The 12,663-nt window shown below is 44.1% G+C and carries 9 protein-coding genes; 8 read left to right on the top strand and 1 reads right to left on the bottom strand.

The genetic code is table 11. The features are described 5' to 3' along the window. Nucleotides 1–549: 549 nt before the first annotated feature. The 3 genes from AAFP11_RS06125 (at nt 550) to AAFP11_RS06115 (ending at nt 6,977) form a co-directional block, all read left to right on the top strand. A complete protein-coding gene (locus AAFP11_RS06125) occupies nt 550–5,577 on the top strand; it encodes an SNF2-related protein (protein WP_341736218.1) in 5,028 nt (1,675 codons plus the stop codon). 349 nt (nt 5,578–5,926) lie between these two features. Further along, nucleotides 5,927–6,754 carry an SWIM zinc finger family protein gene (locus AAFP11_RS06120; RefSeq protein WP_341736217.1) on the top strand — a complete coding sequence of 276 codons (828 nt, stop codon included), beginning with the start codon at nt 5,927–5,929 and terminating at the stop codon, nt 6,752–6,754. Between the two features lie 88 nt (nt 6,755–6,842). Next, nucleotides 6,843–6,977, top strand: coding sequence for a hypothetical protein (locus AAFP11_RS06115; protein WP_341736216.1), 135 nt, complete (start codon nt 6,843–6,845; stop codon nt 6,975–6,977). Between the two features lie 5 nt (nt 6,978–6,982). Here the strand turns inward: AAFP11_RS06115 and AAFP11_RS06110 are convergent, their stop codons facing one another. Beyond that, a complete protein-coding gene (locus AAFP11_RS06110) occupies nt 6,983–7,963 on the bottom strand; it encodes a carbohydrate kinase (protein ID WP_341736215.1) in 981 nt (326 codons plus the stop codon). A 375-nt stretch (nt 7,964–8,338) separates the two neighbouring features. Here AAFP11_RS06110 and AAFP11_RS06105 point away from each other — a divergent pair, with 375 nt between their 5' ends. The 5 genes from AAFP11_RS06105 to AAFP11_RS06085 all read left to right on the top strand — a co-directional run bounded on the left by AAFP11_RS06105 (nt 8,339) and on the right by AAFP11_RS06085 (nt 12,657). Beyond that, complete coding sequence (locus AAFP11_RS06105; protein WP_341736214.1) at nt 8,339–8,614, top strand: LuxR C-terminal-related transcriptional regulator; 276 nt, start codon at nt 8,339–8,341, stop codon at nt 8,612–8,614. A gap of 34 nt (nt 8,615–8,648) precedes the next feature. Further along, on the top strand, nt 8,649–8,939 hold the full coding sequence (locus AAFP11_RS06100; protein ID WP_340523744.1) for a hypothetical protein: 291 nt from the start codon (nt 8,649–8,651) through the stop codon (nt 8,937–8,939). A gap of 144 nt (nt 8,940–9,083) precedes the next feature. Then, nucleotides 9,084–10,358 (top strand): histidine--tRNA ligase, encoded by a 1,275-nt coding sequence (gene hisS, locus AAFP11_RS06095; RefSeq protein ID WP_341736213.1) that lies wholly within the window; start codon nt 9,084–9,086, stop codon nt 10,356–10,358. Between the two features lie 268 nt (nt 10,359–10,626). Beyond that, nucleotides 10,627–11,418 carry a Uma2 family endonuclease gene (locus tag AAFP11_RS06090; protein WP_341736212.1) on the top strand — a complete coding sequence of 264 codons (792 nt, stop codon included), beginning with the start codon at nt 10,627–10,629 and terminating at the stop codon, nt 11,416–11,418. 96 nt (nt 11,419–11,514) lie between these two features. Then, a complete protein-coding gene (locus AAFP11_RS06085) occupies nt 11,515–12,657 on the top strand; it encodes a DNA cytosine methyltransferase (RefSeq protein WP_341736211.1) in 1,143 nt (380 codons plus the stop codon). Nucleotides 12,658–12,663 lie beyond the last annotated feature (6 nt).

Here is a 12,663-nt window from a genome sequence, read left to right as displayed (position 1 = left end):
CTGCTTGAGGCGCTAGTAAACCAATCTTCAGTCTAATATCCCGTCCATCAAAGGATATTGACTTGTCTATCTCTACCATGTAGCACTGCTTCCTTATCTACCACATTCTTTCTCTGTCGGGATCGTAACATTAACCACAGGGCTTTGAGAGGAAGCGGGGAAAAGAGAGCAATAATTGTGGTTCGATCGAGGTTTTGCGCCGAAATCATGAGTAATTATACTCTCCCAGGATACGGGCTCTTCTGGGAGCGATGGGGCGATCGCCCGCCGCATCTCTGAAATAGGTGGTAGGATCTTCGTTTGGGCATGGGGCAAAGTCGGAGTCCGGGATTGGACACAGGAGATAGGGCCAAGGTGTTGCTGAGGAATGGAAACCCATAAATAACCAATAACCCTTAGACTACCCTTCGGCGAAGCAGAGTTCTTAAGCGCGAGCTAGCACCGCAAATAACAAATAACCCTTCGACTTCGCTGGCTGGCGACGCCAACAACCAATAACAAATAACCAATAACAAATAACCAATAACAAATAACCAATACTTAAATAATATGGCAATTTTACACGGTAGTTGGATAGTCGATTCGCAAGAAAGTTATTTATTTATTTGGGGGGAAACTTGGCGAAAAATTGGGGCGATCGATACCGAATCGGGGACGAATCTTAGCTTTCCCTTGGCCATGACTGAAGCTGAGTTGAAAACTTTCCTAACTTCTTTGCACCAGTCCGGTAAACTGAATTGGCTGTTACCGGAAACCTCACTTGGACTAAGCTCAGTTACCGCCGAAACTCCACAGGAAAAAGGCAAAAAAATTAGGCGATCGACAAAAAATCACAACCCAGAAGTGACAGCCGAAAACTTATCGATTCGCCGGGAAATTCGGGCGATCGCACTTCCTACCCAAATCTCCACATCTAACATCAATCTGGTGTTGCCACAGCACTCGGCAGCAACATTGACAGCAGAAGACAATGACAATCTTTACCTTTTTCCCTGGGAGATAGAGGGGTTTTGTCTCAATCCTCAAGCAGCTTTTATTTTATTGCAAGCAATACCGCTTAATAGCACAGCAATTGACTCTTTTGTGGGTTCAGATTTGCGTTTTTGGTCTTATATTGCTAGATGGAATTTAGATTTATTGGCGAGATGCAAGTTTTTACCTGCCTTAGAAATACAGTCTGACGGTTCGGCTATTGCTAAATGGCAACCTCTGTTAGATAGTTCTACAGATCAACTTCGTCTGGCTACTTTTAGCAAGCAAATGCCGACGGCTTGTCGAACATATCAAGGGAAGTCTACCCCCCCCTACCCCCCCCAAGGGGGGAAAGAAAGAGACGGGAAGTTAACCCCCCCCTACCCCCCCCAAGGGGGGAAAGAAAGAGACGGGAAGTCTACCCTCCCTAACTCTCCCCAAGGGGGGAAAGAAAGAGACGGGAAGTCTACCCTCCCTAACTCTCCCCAAGAGGGGAAAGAAAGAGACGGGAAGTCTACCCTCCCTAACTCTCCCCAAGGGGGGAAAGAAAGAGACGGGAAGTCTAACCTCCCCCAAGGGGGGAAAGAAAGAGAGGGGAAGTCTAACCTCCCCCAAGAGGGGAAAGAAAGAAGTCAATTGGCTTTAGCCGTGGATTTGCCGATGGATGCCCAGGAGTTGATTTTGGGATTTTTGAGCAGTGTTGTAGACAGTCAAGTGCGATCGGCTTGCGGCTCAACCTTAGAAATCAAAACAGTTTCTCCAACCCGCGAATGGCTGCAATCTTTGCAACAAGAATCTGGGATTGTGCAAGCAGAATCATCAGCCTTGGAAAACATGATCACAAAGCTGAGTGCTTGGACTGCGCCACTGCAAAATGCACTATCTCAACAACATCAATTTCACACTTGTTTTCAACTCATGCCGCCAGCGCCCGGTAAAGTTGAATGGAGTTTAAATTATTGTTTGCAAGCAGCAGATGAAAATGAATTTTTGGTAGATGCTAGAACTATTTGGAACAATTCAGTCGAGAGTTTGAATTATGCAGGTAGGACTATAGAATTGCCTCAAGAAACTTTGCTCAGCGGCTTGGGTTTAGCCTCAAAACTTTATCCCTTAATTGAACCGACTTTGCAAGCACAGCGACCTCAATTTTGTCCGTTAAAACCATTAGATGCTTACAATTTTATCAAGTCTGTAGCTTGGCGGTTTACTGATAGCGGATTAGGCGTAGTTTTGCCACCCAGTTTGACAAAGACAGATGGTTGGGCGAGTCGTTTAGGTTTGAGTATTCAAGCGGAAACAACCCCCCCCAACCCCCCCTTAGCAAGGGGGGGCGCTGGAGAAACTAACCCCCCCTTAGTAAGGGGGGGCAAGGGGGGGTTAGGATTGCAAAGTCTGTTAAGTTTTAAGTGGGAATTGACGATTGGGGGACAGCGCATTTCTAAGGCTGAATTTGACAGATTGGTAGGATTGAATTCCCCTTTGGTGGAAATTAACGGCGAGTGGGTGGAATTGCGCGCGCCGGATGTCAGGGCTGCTCAAACTTTTTTTGCTAGTCGCAAAGAGCAAATGACTCTTTCTTTGGAAGATGCTTTGCGTTTGGCGAATGGTGATTCTCAGACAATTGAGAAACTGCCGGTGGTGAATTTTGAAGCAACTGGTCAACTTCAGGAGTTGTTGAATACTTTAAATAATAATGAGGCCGTAAGTGCGATCGCGCCGGCTAGTTTTCGAGGAGAATTGCGGCCGTATCAAGCCCTAGGAGTTGGCTGGTTGGCCTTCTTAGAACGTTGGGGTTTAGGTGCTTGTCTCGCGGACGATATGGGAGCTGGTAAATGCGCGCTAGCGCAGAGCTTGCTTTTTGTCAATGGTTTTTTACAAGAAGCTGAAAAAATCTGGGAAGCTTATTCTAACAAAATAGACTTCGATGGTGAGGGATTTTGGTCTGAACCTACCGAGCAATTAATTGTAAATTCCATCCATCGGGAAACCGGCAAGATTGTACAAGCAAATGTTCGACGACTTTATCGCCAGCAAGTCCAAGAAAAGTTGCGAACAATCAAACTGCAAGACGGTAGCAATATCACCATTACCCGCCGTCATAAATTGTTAGGACGCGATGGCTGGACAAATGAGTTCAAAGTTGGAGATTATGTTTGTGTTCCTGCTAAATTGTATTGGGAAGGAAAGCCGGAAGATCCCGATTTAGTTAAGTTTATGGCTTGGCAGATTGCTGAGGGATACGAGCAGCGGAATCAAGCTGCGCTCAAAATAGCACAAAAAGATGCGACAGTTCTGGAAGAGTTACGTGTCACACTCCACCGAATCAGTACAAAGTATGGGATAAAAATCAATAATCCTGTGGTTCGTATTCGTTCTAAGCAGGCAGCATCAGACTTGATTGTATGCAGTCGTTCCTACCAAAGCTTTCTAGAAACCAAGGGCTATCAGTGGGGGAAATTGTCAGCCGAGAAAAGTTTTCCAAAATTCATCATGCAAGCCAATCTGGATAGCATACGGCTTTTTCTAAAAAACTACTTTGATGCTGAAGGTTCTGTAGATACGAAAGTGCGGAGGGTCGAAATTAGCACCGCTTCACCTTTAATTATCCAACAACTTTCTACACTACTGCGCCGTTTTGGAATTTGGCTGCGAATCTGCACAAAACAGAAACGCGCTACTAATGGTAGCAGAATTTTTCGCACTTATTATATCGGCAATTTCGGCGGTAACTCAGCGCGGATATTTTTGCAGGAAATCGGATTTGGCTATCCAGATAAACAGCAAAAATTAGAGAAAATTTGCGAAGTTACTGCCAATACAAATGTCGAAGGAATTCCGGTTTCGGATCTGGTTGCTGATGCAGTAGAAATGACAAAACTGACGCTGCGACATTTCGGGATGCACAATCCTGTTTATATTAACGGTTCCCAACAATTTTCTCGCATCAGTCTCGGAAAGGTAATCGCAGGTATGGAAAATGTCCTGGATGGTTCCGCAGAACAGGAATACCGTCAGCTCAAGCCTTCTAAATGGACGAATCAGACGTTAGATGCCTATGCAAATCTCAATGTACCGCAACTAGATACTGTTCGAGAAAATTTGCAACTCATTCTCGATCGCGAAGTATTTTATTGCCGAATAGAGGAAATTGAGGATTTTGATTACAGTGGCTGGGTTTATGACTTCGAGGTGAGCGAACATCACAATTTTGTTGCCAACAATATTTTGTGCCACAATACTGTTCAGCTAATTGGTTTTCTCCTGCATTTACAAGAAAACAATTCCTTGGAAGGGCCGACATTACTGGTGTGTCCGACATCGGTATTGGGTAATTGGGAACGGGAAGTCAAGAAATTTGGCCCGACACTAAAAGTGTTATTGCATCACGGAGAAAAACGTGCTAAAGGCAAAGCATTTGCTACGGCAATTAAGGGCAAACATTTAATTATTACCAGTTATTCTTTAGTGTTTCGTGATGCGAAGGAAATTCAAAGCACTAAGTGGCAAGGATTGGTTTTGGATGAAGCGCAAAATATTAAAAATTCGGAGTCTCAGCAGTCGAAAATAGTACGACAAATTGAAGCATCTTTTAAAATTGCGCTGACAGGAACTCCGGTGGAAAATAGACTGCAAGAATTGTGGTCGATTTTAGAGTTTCTGAATCCTGGATATTTGGGACCTCGCAATTTCTTTCAGCGCCGATTTGCGATTCCTATTGAGAAGTATGGCGATCGCGAATCTTTGCAGACTTTGCGATCGCTCGTTCGGCCTTTCATCCTCCGCCGCCTGAAAACTGACAAGTCAATTATCCAAGATTTGCCCGAAAAACAGGAAATGACTGTGTTTTGCGGACTGGCGACTGAACAGGCGACATTATATCAGCAAATAGTCGAAATGTCAATATCAGAATTGGAATCTGCCGAAGGCATTCAGCGCCGGGGGATGATTCTGGCTTTGTTGGTAAAACTCAAACAACTTTGCAATCATCCGGCGCTTTTGACAGCCAAACAAAACCCGAAAGCCTTGGAAATTAAGAGTCAGGAGTCGGGGAAATTGCAGCGGTTGCTGGAAATGTTAGAAGAAGTTGTTGCTGAGGGCGATCGCTCTTTAATTTTCACTCAATTTGCCGAATGGGGAAAACTGCTCAAACCACATCTAGAAAAGCATTTAGGTCGAGAAGTTCTGTTTTTGTATGGCGGAATTAAGCAGCAACAGCGGGAAGAAATGATCGATCGCTTCCAGCACGACCCCCAAGGTCCACCGATTATGATTTTATCCTTAAAAGCTGGCGGTACTGGTCTTAATTTGACCAGAGCAACTCATGTTTTCCACTATGACAGATGGTGGAACCCAGCAGTAGAAAATCAAGCGACTGACCGGGTATTTCGCATTGGTCAAACCCGGAATGTTCAAGTACATAAATTTGTGTGTACTGGCACATTAGAAGAAAAAATTCATGATATGATTGAAAGCAAGAAAGCCTTGGCTGAACAAGTAGTCAGTGCTGGAGAAAACTGGATTACCGAGTTAGATACAGACCAACTTCGGAATTTACTAATTCTCGATCGCAATGCTATCATCGAATCTAGTGATGAAGAATAAAGCTTTTTTCCTTATTCCGGTTCAGTCAGCGTAGTCGAAAGACCTTCTTCCCTCTTCCTGAATTTCCCCCCTTGGGGGGGTGATATCGTTTCCGGTTGTATTGGAATGATTTAACCGCAGAGAACACAGAGGACACAGAGTCCGAGAATAGAGATTTGAATAATTCAGATGCTACCGGATTTGATATGATATAAAATCCTCTCTTCATCGTCCTGTATTAAACTCTCTCTTCTCTTCCTTCGCGTACTTCGCGCCTTCGCGGTTAAATCACCTGACGATACAACCGGAATTGATATGACTTCTTCCTTCTTCCTTCTTCCTTCTTCCTTCTTCCCTCTTCCCTCGGCTTATGATTGACAGAGAATGGTGGACCCAACAATGGCTAGATTTAATCAATACCTACCGCTTCAAAAAGCGGTTAGAACGCGGCTGGCAATATGCGCGAGAAGGTAAAGTTCTCAGCATTAAATTTCCTAATCAAGAAGTAATTGCCCTCGTTCAAGGTACCGATCCCAAACCCTATCAAGTTTCTTTAGGACTCGATCCACTAACAGATGAAGATTGGGAATATGTGATTGAAAATATGTCACAAAGAGCTATTTTTTCAGCAAAATTATTAGCTGGAGAAATGCCACACAATATTGAAGATGTGTTCGCAGCGGCTGGGAAAACCCTATTTCCGTTAAGTTTGTCCGATATTCGATCGCGCTGTAGCTGTCCCGATCCCAAAAACCCTTGCAAACACATAAGTGCAGTGTACTACTTATTGGGCGATCGCTTCAGCGAAGACCCCTTCGTGCTGTTTCAAATGCGGGGTAGAACCAAAGAACAAATCCTGACAGCACTCCGCCAAAGACGAGGTACAGAAGCCAAAGACAATACACAACTAAATTCAGGGGAAAATTCCCCAACTGAAAATGCCAAATTACCTAAAGTCGATCGCTTTTGGGAATACAACCAACAACTAGAATCATCTCTAGTCGTGATTGTACCACCACCGAGTAGCGAAACAGTCTTAGATATTTTAGGGCCAATGCCCCTCGCCACTGACGGGAAAGGAACAGCCAGCAAATCATCCCCAGCCTCAGATGCACTCAAACAGCATTTTAGCAAAATTTACCAAGCAGTAAGCCAGCAAGCAGTTCTAGCAGCACTAAAACGCAGTGAAGGAGATTAACAGTTTTTCAATTACACAATAATAGACATCTCCCAAAAAGCGAGTCTTGAACAGGCAGGCGGTGTCCTGAGCGTAGTCGAAGGGTCGAATGGCAACTCTGGAAGCACCTCAAGATGCAATTGTCATAGATGCTTCACAGTCTCTAGAGGTAATTGTCCAATTCCTGATAAATAGTATAGGGACTGCGGGAGCGGGGAATCTTCTTCCTGGTAATGAAAATTGAGAGATTTAATAATTTTTGTACAAGTACAAGAAAGCTTCAACTTCAGCAGCGCTTGGTTGAGCAGAAATTGCACCAGGTTTCATTGCCGTCATGGCACCTACTGCACTGGCATAAGTAACCACTTTTTTGGTGACTTCTGCATCGGCTAAATTCAGAATTCCCACCTTGCACAACTGGCTGACAAAACCAGCCACAAATCCATCACCCGCACCAGTTGTATCCTCAACATCTACTTTGAAAGCGGGGATTTTTCCTTCATTCTCCGAGATACAATAGGAACAACCTTTATCTCCCCCAGTTACTAAAACTCCTTCTGGGGAATCGAGGCGGTAAGTAATAGCTCCAGCGTCGGTAGTTTCAAACAGCCATTCCGCTTCTTCTGCCGATAATTTCAGAAAATCAATTTTTGTGAATAGTTTTTTAATCAGTGATTTTGCTTCCTCTGGATTCTGCCAAAACACTGGTCGCCAATTGATGTCTAGTATAATTTTTACATCATACTTTTCTGCTAGTTCAATCGCTTTTTCTATCGCCTTTCGACTATCTGGATAAGCTAATTCTAAAGTACCTAATACTAGAAAATCCGCATTTTCAAACAGCACCTCTGGTATTTGGGCCGCGATGAGGTGAGTGTCGGCAAACTCCGCAGTGTTTGCATCGCCAAAACCGGCAAAAAATCGATCGCCCATTTCATTTCGCAATACATAAACTTGTCGTGTCGGTGCTGTCTGGTGACGCTGCACTCCAGTGGTGTCAACTCCTATTTCTTGCAATACCTGCACGAGGGAGTTACCCAGTTCATCCCCACCCACAGCACCAATAAATCCTGCGCTATGCCCCAATTTAACTAAAGCACAGGCAACATTCGCCGGGGCACCACCGGGATAGGGTGTCCAAGATTCTACCTCTTCTAGGGCAAGTCCCGATCGATCTGCGAGACAGTCAAATAAGATTTCACCCAAACACAGTACGCGAGGATAAGTCATAGGGATTTGAGATTTGAGACAAGGCCAGACTGGTCATTAAAAATCTCCCATAATTCCTGGGGAACAGGCATCCCTTCGACGAAGCGCTTGGGCTAGCGGAGCCTCGCCCGCGCAGCTTCATCGAAGCCTTCAAGGGCACGGCGGGACACTTGCCCGTTGTTGACCATCTTTTTGCCAGAAATCTATTACACAGGGATCGAGTGCCTGCACTGACACCTGGTGTTGGCACTCCGCTGGGAGGACGTGATGGTCGATAGACTGCAATTGCTAATCTCCGGGAACGATAGCATGAAAAGATTTAATTTTTCTATTCTTAGTTCATCCTCGATCCTTTAGAATTATAGATAGGTAAATATGCAGACATAGGAAAAATTTATGAGTGGGAGCGTTTCTCAGATCCCTGTCACCCTATCAGACAGAGAATTACAAGTGGTAGAATTGGTCGCGACAGGATTGACCAATGAGAAAATAGCGGAAAAGTTAGAGATTAGCAAGCGCACAGTTGACAACCATATTAGCAATATCTTGAATAAGACGCGGGCTGATAATCGAGTTGCACTGGTGCGCTGGGCTTTGCAGTGGGGAAAAGTATGTTTAGACAATATTAACTGCTGCCCTCTACCAGGACCGATCGATAAAGAAGTATCTTAAGTAGGGCTCAATGTTGGGAACAGACAAAGGAATGATGCAAACGGCACAAGAAAAACAATTACGGTATCAAATTCAATGCCCTGGATTACCACTGGCGGTGTATCGCGAAGTGGCGGCTCATTTGCGTCAAGTTGAAGGGGTGGAAACCGGTTTAATTCCACAGCAGTCGCAGCAGTTTGATTACAACGACAGCCAAGTTGGGGCTTTGTGGATTCAGTATCCTGAAGGGTTCGATTTTGCCGATCGCGAACGGGTCGATCGCATTTTGGCTTATTATGGCGATCGCTACGGAGTTTGGGAATCATTAGTTATTAGTAATTGGTAATTGGGAATTGGGCATGGGGCATGGCGCATTGGGCATTGGTAATTGGGAATTGGGAATTGGAACTAACAACTAACTACTGACTACTGACTACTGACAACTTACTACTGACAACTTACTACTGACTACTGACAACTTACTAACAAAATGAGTGCAATTAAAACTTTACGGGGAACGCGGGATATTTTGCCAGATGAAATTCGATATTGGCAAAATGTCGAAGAAATCGCTAGAACAATTTTGAAAAAAGCGGCTTATCGAGAAATTCGCACGCCTATTTTTGAACAAACATCTTTATTTGAACGCGGTATCGGCGAAGCAACCGATGTTGTGGGCAAAGAAATGTACACTTTTAAAGATAAAAGCGATCGATCGACTACTTTGCGGCCAGAAGGTACAGCCGGAGTAGTTCGAGCTTTTATTCAAAATAGTTTGTATGCTCAAGGAGACGTCCAGCGCCTGTGGTATGCTGGGCCAATGTTTCGCTACGAAAACCCCCAAGATGGCAGACAGCGACAGTTCAATCAAATTGGTGTGGAAGTCTTGGGTAGTGCGAATCCCCGTGCAGATGTGGAGGTAATTGCGATCGCCTGCGATATCCTTCAAACTCTCGGTTTAAAAAATTTGCGCCTCGATATTAACTCTGTCGGAAACAAGGAAGATAGACAAAATTATCGGCAAGCCTTAATCGATTATTTTACACCATACAAATCCGAATTAGATGCGGATTCCCAAGACCGTTTAACTCGCAATCCGCTGCGGATTTTGGATAGTAAAAATGAGCGGACCCAGGAAATTGTCAAAGGCGCGCCGAGTATTTTGGACTATTTGGGCGATGAATCGCGATCGCACTTCGAGCAAGTGCAGCAAATGCTGACAAATTTAGGAATTAGCTATCAATTAAATCCCCGATTAGTTCGTGGTTTAGATTACTATACCTATACTGCCTTTGAAATTATTTCCGACGATTTAGGCGCGCAAGCCACAGTTTGTGGAGGTGGCAGATACGATGGTTTAGTAAAGGAATTGGGCGGACCAGATACGGCGGCAGTCGGTTGGGCAATGGGTATGGAAAGGTTGATTATCCTGCTGCAAAAATTGCAACCATTACCCAAACCAAAGTTAGATTTTTATTTGGTATCCAGGGGTGAAAAAGCCGAACAACAATCGGTATTATTAGCTCAAAAACTGCGGAGTGCTGGATTTAGCGTCGAAATCGATTTGAGCGGTAGTGCTTTTGGAAAACAGTTTAAAAGAGCCGATCGCAGTGGTGCTGTTGGGTGCTTAGTTTTGGGAGATGCGGAAGCGGAAAACGAGACGGTACAATTGAAGTGGTTGGCGAGTGGAGAACAAAGTGCGATCGGGCAATCAGAACTGCTAGCAATGACAGACGAACTACAGCAGAAGATTCAAAACCCTTAGAAAGATGGGTTGTTGCCAAGTCTCGATCCCCCTAAATCCCCCTTAATAAGGGGGACTTTGATGGCACTCTTGTCCCCCCTTTATTAAGGGGGGCTAGGGGGGATCTAGACTTCGATACCAACAAAAGAAACTGTCGGTTTCCTCGTTACCAGGCTCTGCCCGGTAACGCAGATCCAGAGGCTCTGCCTCGCGATTAACGCGATTAACATTAATCCGAAAAACCAAGAGATATAATTTAACCATTAAAACATTTAACCTCTGATAAACTATGTCCTTAGCAACAAAAAAAAGCGAAAAAAAACTCACAATCACCTGGCCGCTACTACCAGAAGATTTCCAACTACCAGACGAACCAGTGGAAGACGAAAGCCAACCATTGTTAGCAGCAGCTTTACGCCAGCCACTAACAGCATTTCCTGAATTAATGCAGGATGCCTTAATAGTTTCCAACTTTGCCCTTTGTGCCGGCATAAGTTTCCCAGCATCAACCAGCGGCGAACAGCGGATTATCTGTAAAGCACCAGATTGGATGTACGTGAAACCCGTCAATCCCAAAAATGTCTCGCAAGTACGCCGCAGTTACACCCCACACACAGAAGGGACAATTCCCCAAATTGTGATGGAATTTCTCTCAGAAACCTACGGAGAAGAATACTCTGTTGAGTTTACCTCGCGGGTGGGAAAGTGGTTTTTTTACGAGCAAGTAATCAAAGTCCCCACCTACGTGATTTTTCGGGCAACTACCGCTCATTTAGAAGTTTATGCTTTAGAATCAGAGCGTTACAACTTGCAAAAACCCGATGAAAATGGACGTTATTGGATACCAGGATTAGACTTATTTTTAGGAATGTGGGAAGGAACCCACGAAGCGAGAACAGGCTGTTGGCTGAGATGGTGGAATCCGGCAGGTGAGTTATTGTTGTGGTCGGAGGAAAGAGTAGAAGAAGAACGCCAGCGAACTGAAGAAGAACGTCAACGGGGCGATCGCGAAAAACTCCGCGCTGAAAGATTGGCCGAAAAACTGCGTCAAGCCGGGATCGAGTTAGATGATGAAGAGTGAAATTATCAAAATATAGTCGAATTCGACTATATTTTGGTATAATTACTATCTTGTGGTGCTGGCATCCAGCCAGCCATTGTCCTATTACGAACTAATATGTTAATCGAACGTCTCAAGCCCATCGCCTGGAAAAAAAAACCCCAACTGATTTCATTGTTTTCAGGTTGTGGCGGCATGGACTTGCCATTCCACCAAGCCGGATTTGAGGTAGTTTGGGCGATCGACTCTAACAAATACGCCTGCAAAACATTCAGCAGAAATATCGCCGATGTCATCGTCAATGACAGCATAGAAAATATAGACATTACCCAAGTTCCAGATGCAGACATATGTATAGGAGGATTTCCTTGTCAAGACTTTTCCATGATTTGGAAACGTCCAGGACTGGAAGGAACCAGAGGCAATTTATACACATACTTTCTAGATTTTGTCAATAAAAAAAAACCCAAAGCTTTTGTAGCAGAAAATGTCAAAGGCTTATTAAGCGCCAATAATTATCAAGCAATCAAACAAATAATTTCCGACTTTGAAAGTATCGCTCCCGGCTACTTAGTCAAACCCAAACTCTACAACTTTGCCGATTACGGAGTCCCCCAATTTCGCCAAAGAGTATTATTAGTTGGCATTCGGATGGATACAGGATTTAACTTTGTACATCCTCAGCCAAAATACGGTGAAAATCGCAATTATCCTTATCGAACTGCCGGCCAAGCACTCAAAAATGTCGAAAAAGTCAAATATAATCAAGAACATCAGAAAATTCAACCACGAACCATTGAAATTTTGAGTCGCATCAAACCGGGAGGGAATTTTACTGATATTCCCAAAGATAGTCCCTACTATGTAAAAGGCATGATCAGTCACGTTTATCGGCGAATTCATCCAGATAAACCCTGTGCTACAATTATTGCTGGTGGTGGTGGCGGTACTTGGGGATATCATTATCCCGAACCCCGTTCATTGACAAATAGGGAAAGAGCAAGGTTACAAAGTTTTCCCGATAATTTTGTTTTTGAAGGTTCTATTACAGAAGTAAGAAGACAAATTGGCAATGCAGTTCCGCCCGATGGAATAGTTGAAGTTGTTGAATCACTGATTCCCTTATTTCAAGAGGATTATCAGAAAATAGATTTATACAATTTAAATAAAAAATTGCAATTAATGTCAATTAAAGAACGATTAGAACACGCAGAAGCAGAGGCTTCTGAACAGCAATTACAATTGACGGTTAATGTTTAGTCAAGT

It is taken from the genome of Microcoleus sp. CAWBG640, assembly GCF_020883015.1.
Taxonomy (GTDB): Bacteria; Cyanobacteriota; Cyanobacteriia; order Cyanobacteriales; family Microcoleaceae; genus Microcoleus; species Microcoleus anatoxicus.
The sequence above is the reverse complement of the archived record's forward strand: the minus strand, read 5'-3'. Positions and strand labels throughout refer to the sequence as shown.